At 72.7% G+C, this 25,705-nt stretch carries 31 protein-coding genes; 18 read left to right on the top strand and 13 right to left on the bottom strand.

Annotated features, from left to right (window positions below):
• Positions 1-13: 13 nt before the first annotated feature.
• The 3 genes from AB0B66_RS14390 to AB0B66_RS14400 all read right to left on the bottom strand — a co-directional run bounded on the left by AB0B66_RS14390 (position 14) and on the right by AB0B66_RS14400 (position 2,657).
• Positions 14-913, bottom strand: coding sequence for a dienelactone hydrolase family protein (locus AB0B66_RS14390; RefSeq protein WP_360528418.1), 900 nt, complete (start codon positions 911-913; stop codon positions 14-16).
• A gap of 89 nt (positions 914-1,002) precedes the next feature.
• Positions 1,003-2,076 (bottom strand): hypothetical protein, encoded by a 1,074-nt coding sequence (locus AB0B66_RS14395; protein ID WP_360528421.1) that lies wholly within the window; start codon positions 2,074-2,076, stop codon positions 1,003-1,005.
• Positions 2,073-2,657 carry an RNA polymerase sigma factor gene (locus AB0B66_RS14400; protein ID WP_360528424.1) on the bottom strand — a complete coding sequence of 195 codons (585 nt, stop codon included), beginning with the start codon at positions 2,655-2,657 and terminating at the stop codon, positions 2,073-2,075. Before AB0B66_RS14400 ends, AB0B66_RS14395 begins: the two co-directional genes overlap by 4 nt.
• A 237-nt stretch (positions 2,658-2,894) precedes the next feature.
• On the opposite strand from AB0B66_RS14400, the gene AB0B66_RS14405 reads away from it, so the two are divergent.
• On the top strand, positions 2,895-4,166 hold the full coding sequence (locus AB0B66_RS14405) for an FAD-dependent oxidoreductase (protein ID WP_360528427.1): 1,272 nt from the start codon (positions 2,895-2,897) through the stop codon (positions 4,164-4,166).
• A 79-nt stretch (positions 4,167-4,245) separates the two neighbouring features.
• Positions 4,246-4,857, top strand: a complete 612-nt coding sequence (locus tag AB0B66_RS14410) for a histidine phosphatase family protein (protein WP_360528429.1) — start codon at positions 4,246-4,248, stop codon at positions 4,855-4,857.
• Between the two features lie 154 nt (positions 4,858-5,011).
• Here the strand turns inward: AB0B66_RS14410 and AB0B66_RS14415 are convergent, their stop codons facing one another.
• From AB0B66_RS14415 to AB0B66_RS14430, 4 genes are all read right to left on the bottom strand, one after another.
• On the bottom strand, positions 5,012-5,452 hold the full coding sequence (locus AB0B66_RS14415) for a VOC family protein (RefSeq protein ID WP_360528432.1): 441 nt from the start codon (positions 5,450-5,452) through the stop codon (positions 5,012-5,014).
• A 10-nt stretch (positions 5,453-5,462) separates the two neighbouring features.
• Positions 5,463-5,954 carry an AraC family transcriptional regulator gene (locus AB0B66_RS14420; RefSeq protein WP_360528435.1) on the bottom strand — a complete coding sequence of 164 codons (492 nt, stop codon included), beginning with the start codon at positions 5,952-5,954 and terminating at the stop codon, positions 5,463-5,465.
• Positions 5,955-6,032: 78 nt separating this feature from the next.
• A complete protein-coding gene (locus tag AB0B66_RS14425; protein ID WP_360528438.1) occupies positions 6,033-6,392 on the bottom strand; it encodes a VOC family protein in 360 nt (119 codons plus the stop codon).
• Positions 6,389-6,715 (bottom strand): metalloregulator ArsR/SmtB family transcription factor, encoded by a 327-nt coding sequence (locus AB0B66_RS14430; protein WP_360528441.1) that lies wholly within the window; start codon positions 6,713-6,715, stop codon positions 6,389-6,391. Before AB0B66_RS14430 ends, AB0B66_RS14425 begins: the two co-directional genes overlap by 4 nt.
• Before the next feature lie 147 nt (positions 6,716-6,862).
• Between AB0B66_RS14430 and AB0B66_RS14435 the strand changes: the two genes are divergently transcribed.
• The gene (locus tag AB0B66_RS14435) at positions 6,863-7,429 is read left to right on the top strand and encodes a GNAT family protein (RefSeq protein ID WP_360528444.1); all 567 of its coding nucleotides are present in this window, start codon (positions 6,863-6,865) and stop codon (positions 7,427-7,429) included.
• An 89-nt stretch (positions 7,430-7,518) separates the two neighbouring features.
• Here the strand turns inward: AB0B66_RS14435 and AB0B66_RS14440 are convergent, their stop codons facing one another.
• Positions 7,519-8,022, bottom strand: coding sequence for a macro domain-containing protein (locus AB0B66_RS14440; protein ID WP_360528447.1), 504 nt, complete (start codon positions 8,020-8,022; stop codon positions 7,519-7,521).
• 53 nt (positions 8,023-8,075) lie between these two features.
• On the opposite strand from AB0B66_RS14440, the gene AB0B66_RS14445 reads away from it, so the two are divergent.
• Both AB0B66_RS14445 and AB0B66_RS14450 read left to right on the top strand, forming a co-directional pair.
• Positions 8,076-8,321, top strand: a complete 246-nt coding sequence (locus tag AB0B66_RS14445; RefSeq protein ID WP_360528450.1) for a DUF5522 domain-containing protein — start codon at positions 8,076-8,078, stop codon at positions 8,319-8,321.
• A gap of 75 nt (positions 8,322-8,396) precedes the next feature.
• The gene (locus AB0B66_RS14450; RefSeq protein WP_360528453.1) at positions 8,397-8,876 is read left to right on the top strand and encodes a GNAT family N-acetyltransferase; all 480 of its coding nucleotides are present in this window, start codon (positions 8,397-8,399) and stop codon (positions 8,874-8,876) included.
• Between the two features lie 246 nt (positions 8,877-9,122).
• Here AB0B66_RS14450 and AB0B66_RS14455 read toward each other — a convergent pair whose 3' ends face one another.
• Positions 9,123-9,884 (bottom strand): hypothetical protein, encoded by a 762-nt coding sequence (locus tag AB0B66_RS14455; protein ID WP_360528456.1) that lies wholly within the window; start codon positions 9,882-9,884, stop codon positions 9,123-9,125.
• Between the two features lie 117 nt (positions 9,885-10,001).
• Between AB0B66_RS14455 and AB0B66_RS14460 the strand changes: the two genes are divergently transcribed.
• Positions 10,002-10,241 (top strand): hypothetical protein, encoded by a 240-nt coding sequence (locus AB0B66_RS14460; RefSeq protein WP_360528459.1) that lies wholly within the window; start codon positions 10,002-10,004, stop codon positions 10,239-10,241.
• A gap of 79 nt (positions 10,242-10,320) precedes the next feature.
• On the opposite strand, the gene AB0B66_RS14465 is transcribed toward AB0B66_RS14460, so the two are convergent.
• Positions 10,321-10,554 carry a DUF6158 family protein gene (locus tag AB0B66_RS14465; protein WP_239167130.1) on the bottom strand — a complete coding sequence of 78 codons (234 nt, stop codon included), beginning with the start codon at positions 10,552-10,554 and terminating at the stop codon, positions 10,321-10,323.
• A gap of 178 nt (positions 10,555-10,732) precedes the next feature.
• On the opposite strand from AB0B66_RS14465, the gene AB0B66_RS14470 reads away from it, so the two are divergent.
• Genes AB0B66_RS14470 through AB0B66_RS14485 form a run of 4 tightly spaced genes read left to right on the top strand, consistent with a single transcriptional unit; the run spans position 10,733 to position 13,265 of the window.
• Positions 10,733-11,473 carry a CBS domain-containing protein gene (locus tag AB0B66_RS14470; RefSeq protein WP_360528462.1) on the top strand — a complete coding sequence of 247 codons (741 nt, stop codon included), beginning with the start codon at positions 10,733-10,735 and terminating at the stop codon, positions 11,471-11,473.
• Positions 11,474-11,499: 26 nt separating this feature from the next.
• Positions 11,500-11,685: a hypothetical protein gene (locus tag AB0B66_RS14475; protein WP_360528465.1), complete on the top strand. Its 186-nt coding sequence runs from the start codon at positions 11,500-11,502 to the stop codon at positions 11,683-11,685.
• A gap of 18 nt (positions 11,686-11,703) precedes the next feature.
• Positions 11,704-12,237: a GNAT family N-acetyltransferase gene (locus AB0B66_RS14480; RefSeq protein ID WP_360528468.1), complete on the top strand. Its 534-nt coding sequence runs from the start codon at positions 11,704-11,706 to the stop codon at positions 12,235-12,237.
• A gap of 26 nt (positions 12,238-12,263) precedes the next feature.
• Entirely contained in the window at positions 12,264-13,265 is a 1,002-nt protein-coding gene (locus AB0B66_RS14485; RefSeq protein ID WP_360528471.1) for an aldo/keto reductase, read from the top strand.
• 62 nt (positions 13,266-13,327) lie between these two features.
• Here the strand turns inward: AB0B66_RS14485 and AB0B66_RS14490 are convergent, their stop codons facing one another.
• Together AB0B66_RS14490 and AB0B66_RS14495 are read right to left on the bottom strand one after the other, a co-directional pair.
• Complete coding sequence (locus AB0B66_RS14490; RefSeq protein WP_360528473.1) at positions 13,328-14,860, bottom strand: alpha-N-arabinofuranosidase; 1,533 nt, start codon at positions 14,858-14,860, stop codon at positions 13,328-13,330.
• Positions 14,861-15,067: 207 nt separating this feature from the next.
• Entirely contained in the window at positions 15,068-15,661 is a 594-nt protein-coding gene (locus tag AB0B66_RS14495) for a hypothetical protein (RefSeq protein WP_360528476.1), read from the bottom strand.
• A gap of 205 nt (positions 15,662-15,866) precedes the next feature.
• Between AB0B66_RS14495 and AB0B66_RS14500 the strand changes: the two genes are divergently transcribed.
• Together AB0B66_RS14500 and AB0B66_RS14505 are read left to right on the top strand one after the other, a co-directional pair.
• On the top strand, positions 15,867-16,802 hold the full coding sequence (locus AB0B66_RS14500) for a sulfite exporter TauE/SafE family protein (protein WP_360528479.1): 936 nt from the start codon (positions 15,867-15,869) through the stop codon (positions 16,800-16,802).
• Positions 16,803-16,891: 89 nt separating this feature from the next.
• The gene (locus AB0B66_RS14505; RefSeq protein ID WP_360528482.1) at positions 16,892-18,931 is read left to right on the top strand and encodes a glycosyl hydrolase family 18 protein; all 2,040 of its coding nucleotides are present in this window, start codon (positions 16,892-16,894) and stop codon (positions 18,929-18,931) included.
• A gap of 144 nt (positions 18,932-19,075) precedes the next feature.
• On the opposite strand, the gene AB0B66_RS14510 is transcribed toward AB0B66_RS14505, so the two are convergent.
• The gene (locus AB0B66_RS14510) at positions 19,076-19,264 is read right to left on the bottom strand and encodes a hypothetical protein (RefSeq protein ID WP_360528485.1); all 189 of its coding nucleotides are present in this window, start codon (positions 19,262-19,264) and stop codon (positions 19,076-19,078) included.
• A 217-nt stretch (positions 19,265-19,481) separates the two neighbouring features.
• Between AB0B66_RS14510 and AB0B66_RS14515 the strand changes: the two genes are divergently transcribed.
• The 6 genes from AB0B66_RS14515 to AB0B66_RS14540 are packed head-to-tail and all read left to right on the top strand — an operon-like array spanning position 19,482 to position 25,633.
• Complete coding sequence (locus tag AB0B66_RS14515) at positions 19,482-20,705, top strand: glutamate-cysteine ligase family protein (RefSeq protein WP_360528488.1); 1,224 nt, start codon at positions 19,482-19,484, stop codon at positions 20,703-20,705.
• Entirely contained in the window at positions 20,702-22,003 is a 1,302-nt protein-coding gene (gene egtB, locus AB0B66_RS14520) for an ergothioneine biosynthesis protein EgtB (RefSeq protein ID WP_360528491.1), read from the top strand. Before AB0B66_RS14515 ends, egtB begins: the two co-directional genes overlap by 4 nt.
• On the top strand, positions 22,003-22,737 hold the full coding sequence (gene egtC, locus AB0B66_RS14525; RefSeq protein ID WP_360528494.1) for an ergothioneine biosynthesis protein EgtC: 735 nt from the start codon (positions 22,003-22,005) through the stop codon (positions 22,735-22,737). Before egtB ends, egtC begins: the two co-directional genes overlap by 1 nt.
• Positions 22,734-23,699, top strand: coding sequence for an L-histidine N(alpha)-methyltransferase (gene egtD / locus AB0B66_RS14530; RefSeq protein ID WP_360528497.1), 966 nt, complete (start codon positions 22,734-22,736; stop codon positions 23,697-23,699). The genes egtC and egtD overlap by 4 nt, the downstream gene beginning before the upstream one ends.
• A gap of 45 nt (positions 23,700-23,744) precedes the next feature.
• Positions 23,745-24,983, top strand: coding sequence for a histidine kinase (locus AB0B66_RS14535; protein ID WP_360528500.1), 1,239 nt, complete (start codon positions 23,745-23,747; stop codon positions 24,981-24,983).
• The gene (locus AB0B66_RS14540; protein ID WP_360528503.1) at positions 24,980-25,633 is read left to right on the top strand and encodes a response regulator transcription factor; all 654 of its coding nucleotides are present in this window, start codon (positions 24,980-24,982) and stop codon (positions 25,631-25,633) included. The genes AB0B66_RS14535 and AB0B66_RS14540 overlap by 4 nt, the downstream gene beginning before the upstream one ends.
• The last annotated feature ends 72 nt before the right edge of the window (positions 25,634-25,705 follow it).

The raw sequence follows: 25,705 nt of genomic DNA on the forward strand, positions 1-25,705 counted from the left end.
GCCCTTCCTTCGGTCAGGTGAGGTGGTCGGTTAGCCAGGTGGTGAGTTTGGTCCAGGCTTGGGTGGCGGTGGGGGCGTTGTAGCGGGCGCCGGTGTCGTTGAAGAAGGCGTGGTTGACGTCGGGGTAGGTGACGATCTCGTACGTCAGGCCGGCCTTGCGCAGGGCGTCGCGGGCGGCGTCGCGGCTGGCGTTGACCCGGTCGTCGAGCTGGGCGTACACGCCGAGCACGGCGGCCTGGGGGGAGCCGGACAGGGAGGCGTCCGCGGGGAACGGGCCGTAGAAGGGGACGGCGGCTGACAGGCGGGGTTCGCCCGCGGCCAGCAGGGACCAGACCATGCCGCCGCCGAAGCAGAAGCCCGTCGCGCCGACGGTGTGCCCGGGGTTGCGCCGGAGCAGCTCGTCGATGCCGGCTCTCATGTCGGCGATGAACCGGGCCGGCGGGGCGGCGTTGAGCGCGGCGGTGGCCTGGGCGGGGTCGGTGAACGTCGCGGTGCCGCCCTCCTCGGAGAGCAGGTCGATGGCGAGCGCGGACCAGCCCGCCGCGGCCAGCCGGCCCGCGATCGAGGCGATGTGCTTGGTCAGGCCTTTGTTCTCGTGGATCACCAGCATCGACCCCTTGGGGGTGGCGGCGGCGGCCCAGCGGCCCTGTAGCTGCCCGCTCGGGCCGGGGAAGGTGATCGGCTCGGTGGGGGCCGGGCTGGGGCCGGCCGGCCCGGTGATCGTGGGCGTCGGTGCGGCCTGCGGGGGTGTGGTGGTGCCGCGCTGGGCGTCGCACGCGGCCAGCAGCGGGGTCGCGACCGCCGCGCCGACGCCGAGCAGGCCCAGGCGGCGCAGCGCCTCGCGGCGGGAGATCAGACCGTCGGCGTAGTCGACGACGACCTCGCTCGACAGATATTCGCCCAACTCAGACATGTCTCATTCATACTCCCCCGACCGGGCGGGGTGCGGGAGCCGGGCCCGCGCACGCGGCGCGGGCCCGGCCGAGGCCGCCGGCGAGCGGATCAGCGCTCGTCGAGGCTGTCGACGATGTTCTGCCGCCAGGTGGCGTGGTAGTCGACGAGCGGGTCGAACTTCGGGCCGGTCCTGGGCGGGGTCAGGCGCAGCCGGTCGTCGAGGCTGATGCTGCGCCGGCCGACGGCCCACGCGGTGACCGGGTCGAACAGGATCTCGATCGCCGAGTTCCCGTCGGTCTGGCGGATCGCGACCAGCTCGATGTCATCGATCATGACCGTGCCGGCGGTGAGCCCGTCCATGCCCTGGAACGCGCGCAGCAGCGCGGCCCGCAGTTGCGGGCTGAGCAGGATGTCGCAGCTCTGGTAGAGGTAGGTCATGGCGTCCCAGAGCTGATGGTCCTTGGTGAACGTCTCGTTGTCGGGGACGTCGGCCCGCAGCAGGGCCAGCAGCGCCTGCGGTTGCGTTGTCAGTCCGGCAAGCCACTGCGGGGTCGGCGACACGATGCTCGGGCCGTTGTCGCGCAGGAAGTTGCGGGCGTGCTCCAGGTCGCCCTCGCGGTCGGCGCGCCCGCTGTCGAACATGTTCTCGTCGCCGTTCAGCACCTTCAGCGGGATCATGCCCTGCGGGTCCAGCCACAACTCGCGCGGCTGGAACTCCACCGTCCCGGTCCAGCCGTCGGTGAGGTGGACGGCCCAGCCCTCGATGAGCACATGTACGAACTGCCCTGCTCGCAGGTCTACGGTCTGGGCGCGCTCGGCGGTGCGGGCGAGCTCTTCCAGCGCCGTGATCGCCTCCGGGGTGGTCCGCGTCAGCGCGGGGTTCGTGCCCCGCTCGGTGGGCAGTGGCTGGTGGGAGGCCTCGACCAGGGCGATGTTCGGGGTGGCGAACCGGTGGCCGCCGACACCGCCGACGGTCACCGCGCTGAGCGCGACCGCCGTCACGGTCAGGCCCGCGGCCACCGGGACCAGCCATCGGGCCAGCCGGCGCGGAGCCCGGCCGCGTGCGGCGGCCTGCCGGGCGCTGAGCAGGTACCAGGTGCGGGAGACGGACTCGTCGGACGGGTCGGGCGAGCCGGGGGGCAGGTCGCGGACCGCGGTGAGGTCGGCGTCGGTACGGGTCATCGGGAACCTCCGGGGGCGGCGAGCGCGGACTTGATCTTCGTGCGGGCGCGGTGCAGCGCCGACTGCACCGAGCCCAGCGGGATGCCGAGCGCCTGGGCGATCTCGGCGTACCCCAGCTCGGCGACGGCGAACAGCAGCAGCACCTCGCGCTGGCGGCGGGGCAGCTTGGCCAGGGCCGTCGCGACGCGGGCCACGGTGCGCTGCGCGTCGACGCGCTCCGCGGAGCGGGCGTCCGGCGCGACCTCGTCAGCGGCGTGGGACTGGGCCGCGGCCACGGCGCGCAGCGCCCGGACCTCGGTGCGGCGGTGGCGGCGCAGCAGGTTGCCGCAGATGCCGTACAGCCAGGGCAGCATCGCGCCGCGGGTGCTGTCGTACTGGTGGCGCTGCTCGTACGCCACGAGGAAGGTCTGCGCCACGACGTCTTCGGCGACCTGCTCGCCGACCCGCTGGGCCGCGTAGCGGAGCAGGTCGCGCGCGTACGCGTCGAACATCGCGCCGAGGTCCGCCGGGTCGGGCGGCACCGCGGTCTCGGCCGGCGGGGCGGCACCCGGCGGCGGGTCGTGCTGGGTCGTCACGGTCATGCCAGTACTTGCCCGCACGTGTCGGCCATGTTCCCCGATTCCCCTCCAAGCGGTCGGCGCGGGCCGCGCACTTGCGTGGCCGAGATCGCCTCCGTGCTCCAGCCGCATCCGGTTGCCGGGACGGCGAGGTTACCGGGTCCACGCGGGTCCGCGCTCGCCCGGTTTCGCGGCGCGTTTTCCGGACGACTGTCGCGTTTCCATGGACCGCTGGACGGGCGATGCGGGAGGCTGGACGGCATGAGTGCGGACGAGCGGGTATTCGTCATCGTCGGTGCGTCGCTGGCCGGGGCCAGGGCCGCCGAGGCGCTGCGGGCCGAGGGGTTCCCCGGCCGGGTGCTGCTGATCGGGCAGGAGGAGGAGGTGCCCTACGAGCGCCCCCCGCTGTCCAAGGGTTTCCTGCAGGGCAAGGACCCGCGCGAGAAGGCGTACGTGCACCCGCGCGAGTGGTATGCCGAGCAGGGCATCGAACTGATGCTCGGCCGTCGCGCGCTGTCGGTGAACCCGGCCGCCCGCACGGTGACGCTCGACTCCGACGAGCAGGTCTCGTACGACAAGCTGCTGCTGGCCACTGGCTCGAAGGTGCGCACCCTCGACGTGCCGGGCGCGGACGTGTCCGGGATCCACTACCTGCGCGCCTACCCCGACTCGGAGGCGCTGCGCCGGGCCCTGACGGCCGATCCGCGGCCGCAGGTCCTGGTCGTCGGCTCGGGCTGGATCGGCCTGGAGATCGCGGCCGCGGCCCGGGGTTACGGCTGCCCGGTCACCGTGGTGACGCCCGACCGCGCCCCGCTGCGGCATGTGCTGGGCGACGAGCTGGCCGCGCTGTTCCGGGCGCTGCACGAGGCCAACGGGGTCGAGTTCCGGTTCGGCACCGGGGTGCGCGAGTTCGGCAGTCTGGACGGCGCGGTGCGCAGCGCGGTGCTCGACGACGGCAGCGAGCTGGCCGCCGACCTCGTGGCCGTCGGCGTCGGCATCCGGCCCGCCACCGAGCTGGCCGAGCAGGCGGGACTGGCGGTGGACAACGGCGTCGTCACCGACGCGGGCCTGCTCACCTCGGATCCGCACATCTACGCCTGCGGCGACGTGGCCTCGTCCCTGAACCCCCTGCTGGACAGACATCTGCGGACGGAACACTGGGCCAACGCCCGCGCCGGCGGCAAGGCGGCGGGCCGGGCGATGGCCGGTCAGGAGGTGTCCTACGCCCAGGTGCCGTACTTCTTCACCGACCAGTACGACCTGGGCATGGAGTACTGCGGCTGGGCCGGCCCCGGCGACTACGCGCGGGTCGTCTTCCGCGGCGACCCGTCCCTGCGCGACGGCAAGGCCCCCGAGGTGATCGCCTTCTGGCTCACCGACGACGACCGCGTCGTCGCCGCCATGAACATCAACATCTGGGACGTCCAGGACGACCTCTCAGCCCTGGTCAAATCCGGCTTCACCGGCACCCCCGCCGACCCCGCCCGCCTCACCGACCCATCCGTCCCCCTCCCCGCCACCCTGTTGCGTTGATCATGAACTTATGGCCGTGTTCGACGGCGTGTCACTGCCATAACTTCATGATCGTCGCGGCGGCCGTAGCATCTGTCCGATGGGGACGCGGCTGATCTTCGTGCGGCATGGGGAATCGGTGCACACGGTCGAGCGGATCGTGGGCGGGCGGGCGGGGTGCCGCGGGCTGACCGCGCGGGGGCACGAGCAGGCGGCGGTGGCCGCGCGGCGGCTGGCGGGCGAGGTGGCGGGGCCGGTCGCCGTTTACTCCTCGGTGCTGCGGCGGGCGGTCGAGACGGCGGCCCCGATCGCGGCGGCGCTGGGGGTGGAGCCGGTAACCGACTGCGGGCTGTGCACCTGGCACTATCCGGCGTACGCCGACGGGCGGCCGCTGGCCGTGCTCAAGGGCGCCGAGCTGCCGGGAGGCGGCGTGCACCGGCCGTTCCAGCGGGAGAACGAGAGCTGGGCGGAGCTGGTGGTGCGGACCGGTCGGTCGATCATCGACATCGCGTACCGGCACGCGGGCGAGACGGTGGTGCTGGTCGGGCACAGCGAGACGGTCAACAGCTCGTTCCATGTGCTGGGGATGCAGCCGCTGCTGCGCGCGTTCGACACGGCGGTCGCGCCGGGCTCGCTCACCGAGTGGACCACCGACGGCGACCCGGCCACCTCGCCGCCCACCCGCTGGACCCTGCACCGCTTCGCCGCCTGACCCGAGGGCCGGCCCGCCCGCCCGGCTGGCCGGTCGCGCCCGCCAGGGCATCGCCGCACACCGATCGTCCCGTATCGGCCCCGGTCACGGCGCTGCGACGTTAAGAAGGGCACCTTCTATAACGCGGAGCGTTGTGAAGGTGCCCTTCCTTGCCTCAGTCGCGGGGGTAGTCGAAGTTCTCCGGGGTCCACTGCTTCTCTTCGACGAGGACCAGCCAGTTGCCGGAGTTGTCGCGCATCACGGCCTCGACGCCGTACGGGCGGTCGGCCGGCTCCTGGAGGAACACCACACCCTTGGCGCTGAGCTCCTCGAACGTCTTGCGGCAGTCGTCGACGCTCAGACCGAGCCCGCCCATCTCGCCCTTCTCCAGCTGGCGGCGGACGAAGTCGGCGGCGTCGGCGTCCAGCGGCGGCCCCGGCGTCATCAGCGTGACCTGGAGTTCGGGCTGGCTGGGGTGGCGGACGGTCACCCAGCGGAAGCCCTCGCCCATGGTGATGTCGGTGCCGGGCTGGAAGCCGAGCACGTCGACGTAGAAGTCGCGGGCCTTGTCCTGGTCGAGGCAGTACACCGTGACCAGCGAGATGTTTGTGATCATGTCGGCAAGCCTAGGACTCGGCGCTGAGCTGGGGCTTCTCCGAGATTGCACTGTCTCGCTGGTTCCGGTTCGGGTGGCCGGTGGTGCCGCCGAGGTCGAAGACGCCCCGCATGAACAGATAGCAGCCGGGCACGTGCGGCCCGCCCCGGGCGGCCCAGCGGTCGCGGTAGCCCGTCGGGGTCTGCCCGGTCAGCGCCGAGAACCTGGTCGAGAACGAGCCGAGGCTGGCGAACCCGACGATCATGCACACCTCGGTCACCGTCAGGTTGGCCAGGCGCAGCAGGTCCTGGGCCCGCTCGATGCGGCGGCGAGTGAGGTAGCGGATCGGTGTCTCCCCGTACGCCGCCTCGAAGCAGCGGACGAAGTAGAACTTCGACACCCCGGCGACCCGGGCGAGTCGGTCGAGGTCGAGCGCTTCGGCGTAATGGCGGTCGATGTGGTCGCGTGCTCGTCGCAGGTGGGGCAGCAGCTCCACCGCCACGGACCGACTCATCCTCGCCATGGGCCCGAGCCTAGGGCTGCCCGCCGACGAAACCGGTCCGATCGCGCGGTGCGGGCCGCGCGGCCCCGTGCGCTGCGGTCAGGCCGCGGCGTCGTACGCGTGCAGCCCGATCAGCAGCCCTGCCGGATCCGTGATGTAGCAGCCCTGGCCCACCCCGGTGATGGTGAACGGCTCGACCACGACGGTTCCGCCATGCGCGCGTACTCGCTCGATCGCCGCGGCCATGGCCTCGACCCGGATCACCGGGATCGCCCGGGGCTGCCCGTCACGCGACGGCAGGATGCCGGTGTCCACGCCCGCGGCGTCACCGTGGGCGGCGACCAGGTAGTCCGGAGCGGCGAACGGCTGCGGCCGCCAGCCGAACGCGGCCGACAGGAACGCCGAGGTGGCATCGAGGTCGGGGCTGTTGAGCTCGACGTAGGTGACTGGCTGGATCATGGTTTCTCCTTGTCAGGCGCTTCCGGAAGGTGCAGCGCAGGTGCGGCGCGGGCGATCTTGCCGGTGCGGCGGGCCCAGTCCTCGACCACGGCCAGCGCGGCGTGGTCGAGGGAGTGCCAGCGGTGCCGGCCCGCCACCGTGGTGCGCAGCAGCCCGGCCTCCTGCAGCACCTTGATGTGCTGCGAGATGGCGGGACGGCTCATCGGTGCGAGTTCGGCGAGCTGACCGGTCGTCGCGGGACCGTGCGCGAGCCGCTGGACGATCGCCCGGCGGGTGCCGTCGGCGACCGCGTGCAGGACCGCGTCGAGCCCGGCCACGGCCATCCCCGTCCCTCCCGGCAGGCTTACCGCACCCCGCCAGGCCGCGGTCTCGTGAAATGCGTAAGTGTCAGCTTACCTATCGCTGGACTCGTCGGGCAACCACGGACTCCGGTAGGCCGCGGGAACCGGGCGAGGTGGCAGACTCGCGCGATGACAGACGGACTGGTGATCCCCGAACTGGACGCGGGACCGTTCCTGCTGCGCCCGTTCCGGCCCGGCGACCTGCCGCTGATCGAGGAGGCCGCCGCCGACGCGTACATCCCGGTGATCAGCTCGGTGCCGGTGCCGTACACCGAGGCTGCCGGGTTGGCGTTCGTCCAGCGGCAGCACGATCGGGCACGGGAGTGCGTCGGCTACTCCCTGGCGATCGTCGATCGGGTCGGAGACCGGGCGGTCGGGCAGATCGGCCTGTGGGTGACCGAGCTGGCCGAGGGTCGGGCCGCGACCGGCTACTGGATCGCGCCCTCGGCGCGCGGGCGGGGAGCAGCCGGGCGCGCGCTGGCGGCGGTGGCCCGCTGGGCACTGACCGACCTCGCCATACCGCGAGTGCACCTGCACGTCGAGCCGTGGAACACCGCCTCGATCCGCACCGCCGAGCGCGCCGGGTTCCAGCGCGAGGGCCTGCTGCGCAGCTGGATGGAGCTGGGCGGGGTACGCCGCGACATGCTGCTCTATGCCCGCGTGGCCGCCGACGAGCAGACCTGGTCCGCGCCCTGACCGGTGCGCCGGGTTCGTGGCCCACCGCGTGTGCATGTTTTCCAGGCTGCGCAGGCCGCGTGCCCGCCTTTGGGCGCCCGCGTCCGGGCTCAGCCGTTGAGGGCGTCGAGCAGCAGGTCGCGGGCGGTGGCGTCGAAGGCGACGAGGCGGATGCGCGCCACGCGAGTCGGGGTGGACCGCAGGGTCGTGACCGCGATGCGGGCCGCGCGCTCGGCGGGGAAGCCGTACACACCGGTGGCGATCGCGGGGAAGGCGATGCTGTCCGCGCCCAGCTCGTCGGCCACTTCGAGGCAGCGGCGGTAGCAGGAGGCGAGGGTTTCGTCCTCGCCGTACGTGCCGCCCTCCCAGACCGGGCCGACCGTGTGGATCACATGGCGGACCGGCGGATCCAGGTCGAACGCGGGAGTGGCCTTCGCGTTGCCGGGGTCGCAGGGCGCGATCGCCCCGCCGGCGCGGGCCAGTCCGGGCCCGGCCGCGCGGTGGACCGCCCCGTCCACCCCGCCGCCGCCCAGCAGCGACTCGTTGGCCGCGGTCACGATGGCGTCGACGTCCTCGGCGGTGATGTCGCCGAGCACGACCTCGATGACGGTCATGCCGTCGATGATGTCACCGGAAGTCGACGGGTGCCGCGCGGTATCGTCGCCGGATGGCCGCACCCCCGCAGCGATGGCCGCTGGCACCCCGTGAGCTGGACGAACCGCATCCGGCCCGGCTCCGCGAGGACCACCCGGAGCGGGCCGAGATCCTGGCCCGGCATACGGAGGCGCTGCGCGAGGGCTCGCCGGGTTACCTCGATCCGTCGTCCGGGCTGTTCGTGCTCAGCGCCGGGTTCCTCGCCAAGCGCGGGTTCTGCTGCACCCGAGGCTGCCGGCACTGCCCGTACGTGACCTGATCGGCAGAGGCAGGGCCTGAAGCGGACCGGTCGGCGGGACGGCTGCCGTGCCGCGGTTCGGCTAGCCTGCGGTTCGTGATCGAGACGCGGCGAGCGGTGACGGCGGATGCGGCGGAGCTTGTCCGGCTGCGGGCGGTGATGCTCGGCGCGATGGCGGGGCAGCCGGTCGAGCCGGGGCCGTGGCAGCGGGAGGCCATGGCGCTGCTGCGGGCGCGGCTGGAGGAGCCGGATCCGGTCATGGCGGCGTACGTGGTGGACGTGCCAGGCGGGGCGGGACTGGCGGCGTGCGCCGTGGGCGCGATCGAGCTGCGGCTGGGCGGGCCGGGCAACCCGTCCGGGCGGACCGGGTACGTGTACAACGTGGTGACCGATAAGGCGTACCGCCGCCGGGGGTTCTCGCGGGCGTGTATGGAGTCGTTGCTGGGCTGGTTCGCCGGGCGCGGGGTGTCGACGGTCGACCTGCGGGCCACGGCCGACGGTGAGCCGCTGTACCGGGCGCTGGGGTTCGCGCCGGTCTCGCACACCGCGCTGCGGCTGGCCGTCGGGCGGCGGTGACCTCGGCCGAAGCCCGCGCCGCGCATGGTCGGTCGGGGGACGCGCCGGAAACCGCCGGGTGTGATGATGGCGCCAGATCTCAGCCGCGCCGGCGGCCGGGTCCCACGAGGTCCCCGGACGCGGCGCACCCACGCTGGGCACGACCTGGAGGCGTCAGGCGGGACCTGTCTCTGCATGGTGAGACAGGTCCCGGACTGTAACGCCCGTCGTTACGCCATCCCACCGCAGCCCGGCCCGCATGCCGGGTTAATAAGGTGCCCTTCCTCTACGCATTTGGTGGGGAAGGTGCCCTTCCTTTGGGGGGAGGTTGAGGCGGCCGGTGAGGGTGGCGCGGAGGCGGAGCGTGGTGCCGGGGGGAGGGCTGATGGGCAGGGTGGTGGCGGGGGCGGCGATGTCGAGGGCGATGGCGGGGTGGACGCTCAGGCGCAGCCAGTGGAAGGGTTCGCCGGTCAGGGTGTTGGTGCGTAGTTCGGCGAGGCGGACGGTGCCGTGCAGGCGGGCTCGGGGGGTCGGTGTCCAGGCCGGGTCGGCCTGGTGGGGGCGGGTGAGGTCGTCGCAGACGAGGCCGGGCGGGGTGGGGTCGTCCGGGGTGGGCGGCGGCTGCGGTTCGAGGGATTCGGCCAGGGCGGACAGGGTGATCTGACCGCGCGGGAGGGCGCCGCCGGCGACGTGCAGGGCGGTGTGGTCCTCCAGGTGGACCGCGACGGGGCAGAGCAGGCCGCCGTCGGTCTCGTCGAGCAGGTCCATGATCGCGGTGCGGTCGTCGATCAGGCGGATGTTCTCGCAGGCCACTGCCGCCGCGCCGCCGGCCAGTGAGGGCTGCACGTGGTGGATGCGGCCCCAGCGGGCGCGGGCCACCACCCGGGCACCGGAGGCGTCGGTCCACACGTGGTCGCAGAAACGGCGGGAGTGGGGCACCGCCACGCCGTCGGTGACGACCGCCAGGGTGAACCGTCGCAGGTCCGCTCGGGCGAGGTCGACGCCTATCGAAGCGAAAAGGCCTGTCACCTTGCCCTCCCCATCAAGGTCGGTCGGCCTTCCAACGTACCCCGCAACCGAGGGCTGTCCCGTTGAACGCGCCACGGTACGGTGGGCACTCGGCGCACGCGGGAGACGGAGGCAGAGATGTTCTGGTGGAGGAGGCGAAAGTCGGCCGCCGGCAAGTGGATTGTCGTGGTCAGCCGCGTTCGTCCGCTTGACCCGAATGGTGGCGGACGGGACGAGCTGCGCTGGCCGGAGCAGCGCGATGCCGAGCACACCACCGAGTCCCGCGACGCCGCGGACAGCCTCGCGGGTCGACTGACCGCCGCGGACGGCGTGCAGCGGGGCCAGCACCGGGTGAAGGTCCTCTTCACCGGTCACTGACCTGAACGGACACTCGGACGGTTGGTCCGAAAAAGACTTTTTACCCGTTTCGTAGTGGCGGTGGCCGGCCGGGCCGCCGTCACTGGTCGGCGGGGCGCAACCGCCGCGGATCGGGATCGCGTTCGGGGAACCGCTGCAGGTACTCCAGCTCCAGTTCGCGGCTGCGCTGATCATGGTTGGCCAGCGCGTGGTCGGAGCCGTGCACGAACGTGTCGTGCCGCGTACGGTGCAGCGACGCCAGCTCGCGGGACAGCTCGTGGTTGCTCAGCGCGGCGGCGGGTATGCCGCTGCGGTCGGCCACGTCGGACCTCATCATGCACCTCCGGGTGGGTCAACCGGGCCGAACGGGCACGTCCGGCTCGGTACGATCACAGTGGGCATGTACCCACCGGCCGCGGTGGCTCACCTCTCCAGTCTGGCCTGCTCGGGTGGGCCGCATCGGCCGAACCGGGGCACGCCGGCCGAACGAGGCCGAATGAGGGGGTGCGCTGATGACGGTGCGGACCGTGCGGGAGGTGATGTCCGCGCCGGTGATCAGTGTGGGCACCGCGACGCCGTACAAGGAGATCATCGACCTGCTGGCCGAGCACGGGATCAGCTCCGTGCCGGTGCTGGACCCCGGCGGCATGGTGGTCGGCATCGTCTCCGAGGCCGATCTGCTGCACAAACTGGCCCTGAGCGGCGAGGAGCCACAGCGGCACCTGTTCGAGCGTCGGCGGCGCGCGGTCGCCCGCGCCAAGGCCGAAGGCGACGAGGCCGAGGACCTGATGACCAGCCCGGTCATCACGGTCGGGCCGGACGCCTCCGTCGTCGCGGCCGCCCGCCGCATGGAGGACGAGCAGCTCAAGCGGCTGCCGGTGGTGGACGCCGAGGGCATGCTGGTGGGCATCGTGTCGCGGCGCGACCTGCTGCGCACGTACCGCCGCTCGGACGAGGCGATCCGGCACGACGTCGTGCACGACATCATCCAGGGCATGCTCTTCGTGCAGCCGCCCGAGATCGACGCGACCGTGGACGAAGGCGTGGTGACCCTGACCGGCGGCACCGGCCGGCGCAGCTCGGCCCAGATCGCCGAGCGCCTGGTGCGGGGCGTGCCCGGCGTGATCGACGTGGTCAATGCGCTGACCTACGAGTACGACGACACCCCGCGCCTGGACAAGCGCTACGAGTTCAACGCCGAGGTGGATGGGCCCGAACGTCCCCGCGACGGCACGCTGGGGATCGTTGAGTAGGCAGGATCGAAGGAGTGGGAGGCCCGATGCCGATCCAACGGGAGATGCGCAGCAAGCTGCGCTACCAGTCGAGTCAGACCAAGGAGCAGCTGCTCGGCATGGCCAAGAAGCTCAACGTCACCGGACGCTGGCACATGACCAAGGCCGAGTTGGTGCGGGCCATCGAGAAGGCCAACAACACGGCGCGCCGCCACCGCGGCGACCAGGACTGATCAGGGAGACACCAGCCGGTGCTGATTCCGCTCGCTCCCGGCGACCTCGCGCCGGGCTCACCCGTGCTGGCCGAGCTCGCGCAGCTGTACGCCGGCAACGCCGCTTTCCACCGCCTCAGCGGCGAGTTCGGGCCCGACCCGGAGACCGTCAGCCCCGCCGAGGTGGCCGGCGCGCTCTCCGGCGAACTGGCGATGCCCGGCGTCGAGGTGCTCCTCGTGCGCGTGTCCCGCCCCGAAACCACCCCTGACGCGGGCGGCGAGTCGCTGGCCGGGGTGGTGGCGCTGCTGGACACGCACCCGGTCGACGGCTTTCCGTGGATCGGGCTGCTGATGGTCGACGCGCGGCGGCAGGGCCGCGGGCTGGGCCGTGAGGTGGCGGAGGAGGTCCACGAACGGCTGCGCCGCGCGGGCCGACCCGGGGTGCGGCTGGCGGTGCTGGTGAACAACCCGGCCGCGCTCGCGTTCTGGACCAGGCTCGACTACACCGAGATCGACCGCCGACCGGACCTCCAAGCCGGCCGCGACTGCGTCGTGATGCACCGCGACCTGTAACCCCGGCGCGCGACTAGGCTGTCGAGGTGCAGCAGCGAATCCTCGGCCGGACGGGCCGGAATGTGAGCGTGGTCGGGCTCGGCGCATGGCAGCTCGGCGCGGACTGGGGCAGCGTCAGTGAGGACGACGCCCTGGCGGTGCTCGCCACCGCCGTCGACGCGGGCGTGAACTTCATCGACACCGCCGACGTGTACGGCGACGGCCGCAGCGAGACCCTGATCGGACAGTTCTTGCGGCAGGGGGGCCTGCGGGAGCGGGGGGCCGACCACGGGATCACCGTGGCCACGAAGATGGGCCGCCGGGTCGCCCAGGAGGCCGCCAACTACAACATGGACAACTTCCGGGCCTGGAACGACCGGTCCCGGGCCAACCTCGGGGTGGACACGCTGGACCTGGTCCAGCTGCACTGCCCGCCGACCGAGGTCTACTCCGCCGAGGCCGTCTACGACGCGCTGGACACCCTGGTCGAGGAGAAGCGCATCGCCGCGTACGGCGTGAGCGTGGAGACCTGCGAGCAGGCGCTGACCGCGATCGCCCGGCCGCACGTGGCGTCCGTGCAGATCATCTTCAACGCGCTGCGGCTCAAGCCGCTGGAGCGGGTGCTGCCCGCCGCCGCGGCCGCCGGGGTGGGCATCATCGCCCGGGTGCCGCTGGCCAGCGGGCTGCTGTCGGGGCGCTACGACGAGCACACCACGTTCGCGGCGGACGACCACCGCACCTACAACCGCCACGGTGAGGCGTTCGACGTCGGCGAGACGTTCTCCGGCGTCGACTTCGCCACCGGCCTGGCCGCGGTGCGCCGACTCGCCCCGCTGGTGCCGTCCGGCGCGACCATGGCCCAGTTCGCGCTGCGCTGGATCATCGACCAGCCCGGCGTCACCGTGGTCATCCCCGGTGCCCGCAATCCCGAGCAGGCCCGCGCCAACGCCGCCGCCGCCGACCTGCCCGCCCTGCTGCCCGACCAGCTCCGCGTCGTCACCGAGGTCTACGACGACCTGATCCGCCCCCAGATCCACCACCGCTGGTAGCCCCAGGCGAAGGAAGGGCACCTTCTTATCGCTCCGCGTATAAGAAGGTGCCCTTCCTATCTTCACGAGGCGGGGACCTGCGGCGACGGTGCGACCGGCAGCCGGATCACGTTCCAGGACAGTGGCGGCAGGACGGCGGTGAGGCGTCCGTTCTCGACTTCCGGAACGGCCAGGGTCCGGGGCGTCACCCGGTCCGGGGCGGTCATCGTGTTCGCGGCCGCGGGATCATCGTCGGCGAGCACCGAGTGGACGGCGGGACCGCCCGCGGTGAAGCCGCCCAGGTGCACCGTCAGCGGCAGGTCCGCCGCCGGGTCGCGGTTGACGGCGAAGACGGTGAGCACGCCGTCCTCGCCTTGCACCGCCGTGGCGTGCAGCAGCGGCACGTCGCCGAACTTCGGGGTCTCGTACGTCGGGGACTCGACGTGCAGGCGCAGCACCTGCCCGCGGCCGTACCGGGCGGCCTGGGCGAACGGGTGGAAGATGGTCTGCCGCCAGGCCGGGCCGCCGGGCTCGGTCATGATCGGGGCGATGACGTTGACGAGCTGCGCCAGGCAGGCGGCGGTGACCCGGTCGCAGTGGCGCAGCAGCGTGATCAGCAGGGTGCCGAACACGACGGCGTCGGTGACCGTGTACACGTCCTCCAGCAGCCGCGGCGCCCGTGGCCACTCGCCCTGGCCGGGCCGCTGCCGGGACATGTACCAGATGTTCCACTCGTCGAACGACAGGGACAGCCGCTTCGCCGAGCGGTGCCGGGCGCGGGCCGCGTCGCACAGCGCGGTCACGTCGGTGATGAACCGCTCCATGTCGCAGGCGCTGGCCAGGTAGGACGCCGGGTCGTTCGCCTCGGGGTCGTAGTAGGCGTGCAGGGAGATGTAGTCGACCTGGTCGTACGCGTGCGCGAGCACCGTCGACTCCCAGTCGCCGAACGTCGGCATGCCCGACCCGGAGCTGCCGCAGGCGATCAGCCGCACCGACGGGTCGATCATCCGCATCAGCCGGGCGGTCTCGGCGGCCAGGCGGCCGTACTCGTCGGCGGTCTTGTGCCCGACCTGCCATGGCCCGTCCAGTTCGTTGCCGAGGCACCACAGCCGGATGCCGTACGGCTCCGGCGCGCCGTGCGCCCCGCGCAGGTCCGACAGCGTGGTGCCACTCGGGTGGTTGCAGTACTCCAGCAGGTCGGCGGCCTCGGCCGGTCCCCGGGTGCCGAGGTTGACCGCCATCATCGGCTCCAGCCCGGCGGCCCGGGTGAACGCGGTGAACTCGCCGAGGCCGAACCGGTTGGTCTCGATCGTGCGCCAGGCCGGGTCGAGCCGGCGCGGGCGCAGGTCCGCCGGGCCGACGCCGTCCTCCCAGCGGTACGCCGACACGAAGTTGCCGCCCGGGTAGCGGACCATGGTCACGCCGAGCTCGCGGACCAGGGCCAGCACGTCGGTGCGCAGGCCGGCGGCGTCGGCGGCCGGGTGGTCGGGTTCGAACAGTCCGGTGTACACGCACCGGCCCAGGTGCTCGACGAACGAGCCGAACAGCATGGGGTCGACCTCACCGACGGTGAAGTGCGGGTCGAGGAAGACTACGGCGGAACGGGGTGGCGGCATGACGGCCAGCTTCGCGTACCCGGCGCGCGCCGTCCACAGCCGCGAAACTATCGGCCCGTCCTGCCCCGGGCACCGGGGGCGACAGCACGGTTCTTATGGACGTTGGCCTATCTCGTCGAAAATCTGTGAGTCAGATTCGATGAGATAGGCCAACCTCTGTGGAAGGCGCGGGTCGGTCCCGGCCGCGGCGCGGGTCGGTGCGGGGGTTCAGTCGCGGGGGCGAGGGCTGGGGCGGCGGCGCAGCCCGGCGACGGCTCCGGCGGCCTGTGCCTTCAGGCGGGTGCCCTCCAGGCGGCGGGACAGCGCGGCGGCCAGCCACAGCGCGCCCGCGCCGAGCAGCAGCACGGTCAGGCCGGTGAGCACCAGCGTCGACGTGGACGGCCCGGAGGTGCCGGTGCGAGGCAGCTCGTCATCGCCGCCGCCACCGCCGTTGTGGTCGCCGCCGTCGTCACCGCCGTTGTCGTCACCGCCGTCGTCATCGTCGTCATCGTCGTCGTGGTGAGCCCCGGAGACACCGGTCGTCGGGGTCGACGAGTCGGTCGGGCCGTCGGACGGCCACTCGGACGGCGCGGCGGACGGTGCAGTGGACGGCGCGGTGGGCGCGGTGGACGGGCTGTGCCCGCCGGGCCCGGTCGGTGTCGCCGAGTGGGTGCCGTATCCGCGGTGCTTGCCGCGGTCGTCGGGGCCGGCGGTGCCGGGCGTGACGAACAGGAACATCACCGAGGCGACCACCATCGCGGTGACCGCGGTCGCGACGGCGGCGAGCCAGGCCAGGCGGGACTGCTCTCGGGACATACGCATGGGTCGTCCTTCTCTGGCCGTCCGGGCGGGCGGCGGGTAGGAGGGCTGGCCGGGCTGCGGCACCACCTGGTCAACGCGTTTCTTCTGTCCCGGATACGTGTGATCAGGGATGGAACCGCCCGAAACGGGCACGTGCCGTCCCGGCCTCGGGGCCGTTTCCCTGCCGGTACGTCCCGAGTTGAGCCCGCGGAGCAAGGGGGGACTCATGGCGGTGGATCCAGCGCAGGTGGCACGTCGGCGGCTTCGTCCCGGGCCGGTACTGGCGGTTGTCGCCGGGCTGGCCGGGGTGGGGCTGGCCGCCTGGTGGGCGACCGGCGGCGCGCCCGGCCCGGCGGCCGGGTTCGCCGACGACGGCCACGACCACGGCCCGCTGCTGGGGCGGCTGACGGCCGAGTTCACCGGGCTGGTCGGGCGGCAGCAGCTGACGCCGGGCTTCGCCGCCCTGGCCATGCTGGTCGCCCTGGCCCTGGGCGCGGGGCACGCGCTCGCCCCGGGGCACGGCAAGCTGCTGATGGCGACGTATCTGGTGAACGAGCGGGGAGCGCTGCGCCAGGCGGTGTCGGTGGCGGGCACGGTCGCGCTCACCCATACCGCCGGGGTGCTGGTCCTGGGGGTGGTGCTGGCGGCCGGGCTGCACTTCGTCCCGCACCGGGTGTACACGCTGCTCACCGTGCTGAGCGGCGCGCTGGTCGTCACCGTGGGGCTGTCGCTGCTGCGCCGGGCCTGGCGCGACCGGGACCGCCCCGGCGCGCCCGCGCACGTCGGCCACGCGCCGGGCGGCCACGCCCACGACGGGCACGGCGGCTGCGTCGGGCACGGGGCACGGCCGGCCGGGCGCGGGATCGTCGCGATGGGACTCGCGGGCGGGCTGATGCCGAGCCCGTCGGCGGTGGTGGTGCTGCTGGGCGCGGTGGCACTGGGGCGGGCCTGGTACGGCGTGCTGCTGGTGGCGGCGTACGGCGCGGGCATGGCGCTGTCGCTGCTGGGTATCGGTCTGCTGCTGACCCGGCTGCGCGACCGGTGGGAGCGGGCTCCCCGCGCCTGGATGTCGCACCGCGGGTGGCGGCTGCTGCCGCTGGTCACCTCGTCCGCGGTGATCCTGGTCGGGGTGGGTGTGGCGACCACGGCGCTGCTGGCCTGACCGTCGTTTGTGGAACATCATCAATCTGGCATGGACATTAACAGTTAAGAGAGTTAATAATCAGGGCCATCCATCCTTGAGGAGGGCCCGTGACCAGAAGACCACTCGCACTCTCCGCCGCCCTGTCACTGCTGGTCGCGGTCGGCGTCCTCGCCGTCGCCACCCCGGCCTCGGCGGCCAATCTGCTGGCCAACCCCGGTTTCGAGACCGGCACGCTGTCCCCGTGGAGCTGCACCGGCGGCCTCGGCTCCGTGGTCGGCACCCCGGTCCGTTCCGGCACCAAGGCGCTGCAGGGCGCGGCGTCGTCGTCGGACAACGCCAAGTGCAGCCAGACCGTCGCGGTGCAGCCGAACACGGCGTACGCGCTGACCGGCTGGGTCCGCGGCAACTACGTCTACCTCGGCATCGACGGCGGCGCGTCCACCTGGACCCCCGGCGCGGCCGCGTTCACGCAGCTCACCGTCAACTTCACCACCGGCGCGTCGCAGACCAGCGTGGTCGTGTACACGCACGGCTGGTACGGCCAGGGCACCTACTTCGCCGACGACATCAGCCTCGACGGCCCCGGCGGCACGGGCGTGCCCGGGGTGCCCGGCAACCCGTCGGTCGGCACGATCACCAACACCTCGATCGCCCTGTCCTGGGGCGCGTCCAGCGGCACGGTCACCGGCTACCGGGTGTACGAGGGCACGACCGTGCGGGCCACCGTGACGGGCACCTCGACGACCGTCACCGGCCTGGCCGCGTGCTCGGCGCACACCTACACCGTCGCTGCGTACAACGCCTCCGGCGAGTCGGCCAAGAGCGGCGGCGTCAGTGCCACCACCACGGGCTGCACCACGGTCCCGCCGACGCCGACCGGCCTGGCGGTCACCGGCGCCACCAACACCTCGGTGTCGCTGTCCTGGTCCGCGTCCTCCGGCGCGACCGGCTACCGCGTGTACGAGGGCACCACGCAGGTCGCCACCGGCACCGGCACCACGGCCACGGTCAGCGGCCTGGCCACCTGCTCGGCGCACGCCTACACGGTCGCGGCGTACAACGCCTCCGGCGAGTCCGCCAAGAGCGGCGCGGTCAGCGCGACCACCACCGGCTGCGTCAACACCGGGCTGCCCAAGCACGCGCTCATCGGCTACCTGCACGCCAGCTTCGCCAACGGGTCGGGATACCTGCGGATGGCCGACGTGCCGTCCTCGTGGGACATCATCAACCTGGCCTTCGGCGAGCCGACCTCGGTGACCTCTGGTGACATCCGGTTCCGGCAGTGCCCGGTCGCCGAGTGCCCCAACGTGGAGAGCGAGACCGACTTCATCGCCGCCATCCGGGCCAAGCAGGCCCAGGGCAAGAAGGTGCTGATCTCCATCGGCGGCGCGAACGGGCAGGTCCAGCTCACCTCGACCGCGGCCCGGGACACGTTCGTCAGCTCGGTCAGCGCCATCATCGACAAGTACGGCCTGAACGGCCTCGACATCGACTTCGAGGGCCACTCGCTGTACCTCAACGCCGGTGACGGCGACATCCGGAACCCGACGACCCCGGTCATCGTGAACCTGATCTCGGCGCTGCGCACGCTGAAGGCGCGCTACGGCTCGGGCTTCATCCTGACGATGGCCCCGGAGACGTTCTTCGTGCAGCTCGGGTACCAGTTCTACGGCGGCACGTGCAGCGGCTGCGACAACCGGGCCGGGTCGTACCTGCCGGTCATCTACGCGCTGCGCAACGACATCACCGTGCTGCACGTGCAGGACTACAACTCGGGTCCGATCATGGGGCTGGACAACCAGTACCACAACATGGGCGCGGCGGACTTCCACATCGCCATGACCGACATGCTGGCCGCGGGCTTCCCGGTGGCCAACACGGGTGTCACGTTCCCCGCGCTGCGCGAGGATCAGATCGCGTTCGGCGTGCCGGCCGCGGTCAGCGCGGGCGGCGGGTACACCACCCCCGCCCAGGTCCAGCAGGCCGTCAACTGCCTGGTCAAGAACCAGAACTGCGGCGGCTACACCCTGCGTGGCGGCACCAGCCCCGACTTCCGTGGCCTGATGACCTGGTCCATCAACTGGGACCGCTACTACAACTGGGAGTTCAGCAACTCCCACGAACCCTTCCTCAACGCCCTCCCGTAACCCCCGCCCCACCACCGAGCCCCGCCGCGCCCCTCGGCCGCGGCGGGGCTCTGTCGTGCGCCGCGTTGATCATGAACCTATGGCCGTGTTCGACGGCGTGTCACCACCGCAACTTCATGATCGCCGAGGTGGGTGGGTGTGCGGTCAGTCGAGGAGATGGAGGCGTTTCATGTCCATGCCACCCAGGCCGCGTGGTATGTCGGGATCCGAATGAAGGTCCTTGCCGGCGCTGACGGCGTCGCTGGTACTGGTGCGCTCGTGCTCACTGGCGAAGTCGGCCTCCTCGGCGAGTACCTCGTCCAAGCTCAATGATTCGCGCAGTTCAGGCTGCATGTGGCCATTGTCCGCCCGCCCGAGGGTTCGAGATCCCCCGATCGGGGAATCCCACAGTCGGCCCCGCCCCATCCGCCTGGCATCGATCATGAAGTTAGGGCAGCGACACGCCGTCGAACACGGCCGTAAGTTCATGATCAACGTGAAAGAACGGGGTGGGGGTGCGGTTGGGGGAGTAGGTTGGGCGGTCTCACGGGCCGGTGGTGGATGGACGGGGGTGAGTGCGGTGGTGCAGGTGGTGCGGGACGCGGGGGTGCGGATCGCGGATCGGGCGGAGGCCGAGGGCTACGTCGCCAAGGTGTGCTTCAAGACGGGGCCGCCGGGGCGGGTGGGCATCGAGCTGGAGTGGACCACGCACCACCTGGACGATCCGGCGCGGCCGGTCGATCCGGGGGTCCTCGGCTCGGCGCTGGGCGAGCACGCCCCGCGCAGTCTGGTGCCGGACAGCCCGCAGACCCCGCTGCCGTACGGCGGCCGGGTCACCCTCGAACCGGGCGGGCAGGTGGAGATCTCCACCGATACCAGCGACTCCCTCGCCGGGCTGCTCGACGCCACCGTGGCGGATCTTCAGCAGCTGACCGGCCTCCTCGACCGCGCGGGCCTGGCACTGGACGGGCAGGGCTGCGACGCCCACCGGCGGCCGGGCCGCATCCTCGACACGCCGCGGTACGCGGCCATGGAGCGCGTCTTCGACCGCTTCGGCCCGTACGGCAGGCAGTGGATGTGCGGGACCGCGAGCGTGCAGGTGTGCCTCGACGCGGGCCTGCCCGAGCGGGTCGCGCCGCGCTGGCGGGCGCTGCACGCGGTGGGCCCGGCGCTGGTCGCCGCGTTCGCCAACTCGGCGCGTGCCGCGGGCACGGACACCGGCTGGGCGTCGGCCCGGATGCGGGCCTGCCTGGCCGCCGACCCGATGCGCAACGGGCCGCCGGCCGACGACGCCGATCCGGTGGCCGGCTGGGCGCGGCGCGTGCTGGACACACCCGTGCTGTGCGTACGCCGCGACGACGGCTCGTGGGACGTCCCGCCCGGGATCACGTTCGCGGACTGGATCGGCGGCGCGATGGCGCCCGCACCGACCTATGCGGACCTCGACTACCACGTGAGCACGATGTTCCCGCCCGTGCGGGCGCGCGGCTACTTCGAGGTGCGCTACCTGGACATGCAGTCCGGTCTGGACTGGGTGGCCCCGGTCGCGGTGCTGGTGGCGCTGTTCGCCCGGGAGGAGACCGTCGACGCGGCGGCGGCGCTGGCCGCGCCCGCGGCGGGGCGCTGGGTGCAGGCGGCCCGGCACGGCCTGGCCGATCCGGCGATCGCCGCGGTCGCGCCGCGCCTACTGGACCTGGCCTGCGGCGCACTGGAGCACACCGACCTGCCGCCCGCGACCGTCGAGGCGGTGACGGCCGTGGTGGAGCGGCGGCTGCGCGAAGGAGGACTGAGATGAGCACCGGACTGCGGGAGCGGGCCGCCGCCGAACTGACCCGGACCAGGCAGCGCAGCGTTGGGCTGACCGAGGCGGTGGACGACGACGACCTGGTGCGCCAGCACTCCCGGCTGATGTCGCCGCTGGTCTGGGACCTGGCGCACATCGGCAACCAGGAGGAGCTGTGGCTGGTGCGCGACGTGGGCGGCCGGGAGCCGGTCCGCGCCGACATCGACCAGCTCTACGACGCGTTCAAGCACCCGCGCGGCGAGCGCCCGCAGCTGCCGCTGCTGGGACCGGCGCAGGCGCGGGCGTACGTGCGCACCGTGCGCGAGAAGGTGCTGGACCTGCTCGACTCGGTGGAGCTGGAGGGCCGTCCGCTGGTGGAGCAGGGCTTCGCCTTCGGGATGATCATCCAGCATGAGCAGCAGCACGACGAGACGATGCTGGCCACGCACCAACTGCGCACCGGTGACCCGGTGCTCGTGGCCGAACCGGCCCCGCGCTCGCGGGCGATCGTCGCGGGCGAGGCGCTGATCCCTGGCGGCCCGTTCGAGATGGGCACCTCGCTGGAGCCGTGGGCGCTGGACAACGAGCGGCCCGCGCACGCCGTCGAGGTGCCGCCGTTCTTCATCGACCGCGCCCCGGTCACCAACGCGATGTACCAGGCGTTCATCGACGCGGGCGGGTACGACGACCCGCGCTGGTGGACCGAGCGGGGCTGGGCGCACCGGCAGGAGGCCGGACTGGCCGGCCCGGCGCACTGGCACGGCGACGGCACGTACACCCGGTTCGGGCGGCGGGAGCCGATCGTGGGCGACGAGCCGGTGGTGCACGTGAACTGGCACGAGGCGAGCGCGTACGCGGCCTGGGCCGGGCGGCGGCTGCCCACCGAGGCCGAGTGGGAGAAGGCGGCCCGCCTCGACCCGGCGACCGGGCGCTCGCGGCGCTACCCGTGGGGCGACGACGACCCGACGCCCGAGCACGCGAACCTCGGCCAGCGGCACCTGTCGCCCGCGCCGGTCGGCGCGTACCCGGCCGGGGCCTCGCCCGCGGGCGTGCACCAGCTCATCGGCGACGTGTGGGAGTGGACGAGTTCGCCGTTCGGCGGCTACCCGGGGTTCCGGGCGTTCCCGTACCGGGAGTACTCCGAGGTGTTCTTCGGCGACGACTACCGGGTGCTGCGCGGCGGCTCGTTCGGCACCGACGCGGCGGCCGTGCGGGGCACGTTCCGCAACTGGGACTACCCGATCCGGCGGCAGATCTTCAGCGGCTTCCGCTGCGCCCGCGACCCGCGACCGGGGGAGCTGGCCGACTGATGTGCCGCCACCTGGTCTATCTCGGTCCGCCGGTGCCGCTGGCGGCCCTGCTGGTGGAGCCGCCGTACGGGCTGCAGCACCAGTCCTGGGCGCCCCGCGACATGCGCGGCGGCGGGACGATCAACGTGGACGGTTTCGGGGTGGGCTGGTACACCTCTGCCGGACCGGTGCGCTACCGGCGCGCGGTGCCGATCTGGACGGACCGCAACTTCGCCGCGATCGCCCGGGTCACGGTCACCGGCTCGCTGCTGGCGGCCGTGCGCTCGGCGACGCCGGGCCTGACGGTCACCGACGACGCCTGCGCGCCGTTCAGTGGCGACGGCTGGTTCTTCAGCCACAACGGCTTCGTCGCGGGCTGGCCGGACACGGTGGCGAAGCTCGCCGAGCGGCTGCCGGTGACGGACCTGATGACGATGGACGCGCCCACGGACGCCGCGTTCGTATGGGTGCTGGTGCGCAACCGCCTGCGCGCCGGGTACGGCCCGGCGGACGCGTTGCGCGCGACGGTGGCGGAGGTGAGCGCCGCCGCACACGGCTCCCGGCTGAACCTGCTGCTCACCGACGGAGACAAGGCGTACGCGACGACCTTCGGGCACGCGCTGGCGGTCCACCACTCGCCCGGTCGGGTGGTGGTCGCCTCCGAGCCCTTCGACGACGACCCCGGCTGGGTGCAGGTGCCCGACCGCCGACTGGTGGTGGCGCACCCGGCCTCGTACACCGTGGAGGAATCATGAAGCTCGACGTGTACCTCACACCCGACGACCTGAGCGAGCAGCTGCGCGAGGACGCCCGCGAGGGGCTGACCTCGTCGCCGAAGTGGCTGCCGCCGAAGTACTTCTACGACGCGTACGGCAGTGACCTGTTCGAACGCATCACCAAGCTGCCCGAGTACTACCCGACCCGCGCCGAGCGCGCGGTGCTGGCCGAGCATGCCGCCGACATCGCCGCCGAGACCGGCGTGAAGACGCTGGTGGAGCTGGGTTCGGGCTCGTCGGACAAGACCCGGCTGCTGCTGGACGCCATGCACGACACGGGCACGCTGGCCCAGTTCGTGCCGCTGGACGTGTCGGAGACGGCGCTGCGCTCGGCCGCCAAGGCGATCGACGGCGACTACCCCGACCTGGAGGTGCACGGCATCGTCGGCGACTTCAGCCACGACCTGCACCGTATCCCCGAGGGCGGCCGCCGGATGGTGGTGTTCCTGGGCGGCACCATCGGCAACCTGCCCCCGCTGGAGCGGGCCGCGTTCCTGGAGGAACTGCGCGACGTGCTGCACGAGGGCGAGTGGCTGCTGCTCGGCACGGACCTGGTCAAGGACCCGCAGACGCTGGTCGCGGCGTACGACGACGCGGCGGGGGTGACCGCGGAGTTCAACCTCAACGTGCTGCGGGTGCTCAACCGCAACCTGGGTGCCGATTTCGACCTGACCGCGTTCGAGCACGTGGCGCTGTGGGACCCCAAGCACAACTGGATCGAGATGCGGCTGCGGGCCACCCGGGACATGCGGGTGGAGGTGCCCTCGCTCGACCTGGACGTGGACTTCAAGGCGGGGGAGGAGCTGCGCACCGAGGTGTCGGCGAAGTTCGACCGGGTGCGGGTCGAGGCGGAGCTGTCCCGGGCCGGGTTCAAGGCGGCGCGCTGGTGGACCGACCCGCAGGGCCGCTTCGCGGTGACGCTGGCGCGGGCGGTGGAGTAGCCGGTTCGGCCCCTGCGCCGCTGTGTTGGTGGTGAGATGTCGGGTATGGGGGATCTGCGGCCCCGGCTGCCCGGCGAGGCCGCCGAGAAGCCCCGCCTGACCTGGTTCGACTTCGTCGTCACCGCCGTCGCGCTGATCGTCGGCCAGCTTGACGAACTGGTCGGGGCCAGCTCACCGGGGCTGCTCGGCCGGTCCGTCGCCGCCGAGGTGCTCACTCTCGCCGCCGGGCTGTCCCTGCTCGCCCGGCGGCGCCGGCCGCTGGCCACCACGCTGTTCACGGCGGCCTGCCACCTGCTCGCGTTCACCCCGTTCGTGTTCGCGGTGATGATGTACACGATGGGGGCCATCACCCGGCGCTGGTGGCAGCTGGGCGTGCTGTCCGTGTTCGGGGTGGCTGTGCAGGCGCTGTCGGCGGCCGAGGGGCTGGATCCCGACGTGCGCGCCTGGGCGTACACCCTGTCGTTCGCGCTCGGTCCGCTGCTGCTGGGCTATGCCGCGGGGGTGCGCCAGGACCTGGTGGTCAGTCTGCGCGAGCGGGCCGGTGACCTGGAGCGCGAACGGGACATGATGGCGCAGACCGCGCGCCGGGCCGAGCGCGCCCGGATCGCCCGCGAGATGCACGACGTGGTGGCGCACCGGGTGAGCAACATCGTCGTCACGGCGACGGCGCTGCAGGCCGTCCCCGAAGCCCAGACCCCGCGCGTGCGCCCGGAGGTGGACCGGATCCGGGACGAGGGCCGCGCCGCGCTGACCGAGCTGCGTGGCCTGCTCGGGCTGCTCAACGCCCGCGACGCGGCCGGGGAACGGGCCCCGTTGGCCCCGCAGGCCACCGCGCGCGACCTGCCCGCTCTCGTGGAGCGCATGCGTGGTGTGGGCCGGATGCCGGTCGAGCTGGACGTGACCGGCTTCCCCGAATTGCTGGCCGACCAGACCCAGCGGGCGGTGTACCGGGTGGTGCAGGAGTCGCTGACCAACGCGGTCAAGCACGCGCCGGGCGCGGCGGTGCGGGTCGCGGTGCGCTGCGCGGCCGACGGCGTGCACGTCACCGTGGAGAACGGCCGGCCGCCCGGCGTACGGGATGCGGACCTGCCCAGCTCGGGTCACGGGCTGATCGGGCTGAGCGAGCGGGTGGACCTGCTCGGCGGCGAGTTCGCGGCGTCGCCGCTGCCCGACGGCGGATTCCGGGTGACCGCGGTCATCCCGCCCGCCGGGCGGCCGAGATCCGAGCCGCCGGCCGGTGTCGCGGCGCGGACGCAGTTCACCGCGGGAGAGGGCAGCCCATGATCAAGGTAATGATCGTCGACGACAACGACATCGTCCGGCGGGGCCTGCACACCATCATCGACGCCGCCGACGACCTGCGGGTGGTGGCCGACGCGGGCGACGGGCGCAGCGCGATCGAGGCGGCCCGGCGGGCCCGGCCCGACATCGCGCTGGTGGACATCCGCATGCCGGGCATGGACGGGCTGACCGCGACCCGCGAGCTGCTGGCCCTGGACCAGCCGCCCCACGTGATCATCCTGACTACCTTCAACACCGACGAGTACGTCGATGAGGCGATCCGGTCCGGCGCGGCGGGTTTCCTGCTCAAGGACTCCCCGCCGGACGAGCTGCTGCGGGCGCTGCGGGCGGTGCACTCCGGCCACGCGATGCTCGACCCGGCCGTCACCCGGCAGGTCATCGACGCCATCGCCGACCAGGCGCCGCGGCTGACGGCGCAGGAGAAGGCGCAGCTGGACTCGCTGACCGCGCGGGAGGTGGACGTGCTGCGGCTGGTGGGGCGGGGGCTGTCCAACGCCGACATCGGGGCGGAGCTGTTCATGACCGAGGGCACCGTGAAGGGCTACGTCAGCGCGATCCTGGCCAAACTGGCGGCCGAAAACCGCGTCCAGGCCGCCCGCCTGGCGTACCGGGCGGGCCTGGACAACTCCTGAGCCCGAGCCGGGCGTTCTCCCCCATCGAGAGCGCCTGAACCGTGCGGTCTCCGCGCCAAGAGCGCCTGAGCC

Source organism: Catellatospora sp. NPDC049111 (genome assembly GCF_040648615.1).
GTDB lineage: Bacteria > Actinomycetota > Actinomycetes > Mycobacteriales > Micromonosporaceae > Catellatospora > Catellatospora aurea.

Excerpts from the sequence above, each read along its gene's own strand:
- AB0B66_RS14390 (WP_360528418.1), bottom strand. The coding sequence starts at position 913 with ATGTCTGAGTTGGGCGAATATCTGTCGAGCGAGGTCGTCGTCGACTAC.
- AB0B66_RS14395 (WP_360528421.1), bottom strand. The coding sequence starts at position 2,076 with ATGACCCGTACCGACGCCGACCTCACCGCGGTCCGCGACCTGCCCCCC.
- AB0B66_RS14400 (WP_360528424.1), bottom strand. The coding sequence starts at position 2,657 with ATGACCGTGACGACCCAGCACGACCCGCCGCCGGGTGCCGCCCCGCCG.
- AB0B66_RS14405 (WP_360528427.1), top strand. The coding sequence starts at position 2,895 with ATGAGTGCGGACGAGCGGGTATTCGTCATCGTCGGTGCGTCGCTGGCC.
- AB0B66_RS14410 (WP_360528429.1), top strand. The coding sequence starts at position 4,246 with ATGGGGACGCGGCTGATCTTCGTGCGGCATGGGGAATCGGTGCACACG.
- AB0B66_RS14415 (WP_360528432.1), bottom strand. The coding sequence starts at position 5,452 with ATGATCACAAACATCTCGCTGGTCACGGTGTACTGCCTCGACCAGGAC.
- AB0B66_RS14420 (WP_360528435.1), bottom strand. The coding sequence starts at position 5,954 with ATGGCGAGGATGAGTCGGTCCGTGGCGGTGGAGCTGCTGCCCCACCTG.
- AB0B66_RS14425 (WP_360528438.1), bottom strand. The coding sequence starts at position 6,392 with ATGATCCAGCCAGTCACCTACGTCGAGCTCAACAGCCCCGACCTCGAT.
- AB0B66_RS14430 (WP_360528441.1), bottom strand. The coding sequence starts at position 6,715 with ATGGCCGTGGCCGGGCTCGACGCGGTCCTGCACGCGGTCGCCGACGGC.
- AB0B66_RS14435 (WP_360528444.1), top strand. The coding sequence starts at position 6,863 with ATGACAGACGGACTGGTGATCCCCGAACTGGACGCGGGACCGTTCCTG.
- AB0B66_RS14440 (WP_360528447.1), bottom strand. The coding sequence starts at position 8,022 with ATGACCGTCATCGAGGTCGTGCTCGGCGACATCACCGCCGAGGACGTC.
- AB0B66_RS14445 (WP_360528450.1), top strand. The coding sequence starts at position 8,076 with ATGGCCGCACCCCCGCAGCGATGGCCGCTGGCACCCCGTGAGCTGGAC.
- AB0B66_RS14460 (WP_360528459.1), top strand. The coding sequence starts at position 10,002 with ATGTTCTGGTGGAGGAGGCGAAAGTCGGCCGCCGGCAAGTGGATTGTC.
- AB0B66_RS14465 (WP_239167130.1), bottom strand. The coding sequence starts at position 10,554 with ATGAGGTCCGACGTGGCCGACCGCAGCGGCATACCCGCCGCCGCGCTG.
- AB0B66_RS14470 (WP_360528462.1), top strand. The coding sequence starts at position 10,733 with ATGACGGTGCGGACCGTGCGGGAGGTGATGTCCGCGCCGGTGATCAGT.
- AB0B66_RS14475 (WP_360528465.1), top strand. The coding sequence starts at position 11,500 with ATGCCGATCCAACGGGAGATGCGCAGCAAGCTGCGCTACCAGTCGAGT.
- AB0B66_RS14490 (WP_360528473.1), bottom strand. The coding sequence starts at position 14,860 with ATGCCGCCACCCCGTTCCGCCGTAGTCTTCCTCGACCCGCACTTCACC.
- AB0B66_RS14495 (WP_360528476.1), bottom strand. The coding sequence starts at position 15,661 with ATGCGTATGTCCCGAGAGCAGTCCCGCCTGGCCTGGCTCGCCGCCGTC.
- AB0B66_RS14500 (WP_360528479.1), top strand. The coding sequence starts at position 15,867 with ATGGCGGTGGATCCAGCGCAGGTGGCACGTCGGCGGCTTCGTCCCGGG.
- AB0B66_RS14510 (WP_360528485.1), bottom strand. The coding sequence starts at position 19,264 with ATGCAGCCTGAACTGCGCGAATCATTGAGCTTGGACGAGGTACTCGCC.
- egtB (WP_360528491.1), top strand. The coding sequence starts at position 20,702 with ATGAGCACCGGACTGCGGGAGCGGGCCGCCGCCGAACTGACCCGGACC.
- egtC (WP_360528494.1), top strand. The coding sequence starts at position 22,003 with ATGTGCCGCCACCTGGTCTATCTCGGTCCGCCGGTGCCGCTGGCGGCC.
- egtD (WP_360528497.1), top strand. The coding sequence starts at position 22,734 with ATGAAGCTCGACGTGTACCTCACACCCGACGACCTGAGCGAGCAGCTG.
- AB0B66_RS14535 (WP_360528500.1), top strand. The coding sequence starts at position 23,745 with ATGGGGGATCTGCGGCCCCGGCTGCCCGGCGAGGCCGCCGAGAAGCCC.
- AB0B66_RS14540 (WP_360528503.1), top strand. The coding sequence starts at position 24,980 with ATGATCAAGGTAATGATCGTCGACGACAACGACATCGTCCGGCGGGGC.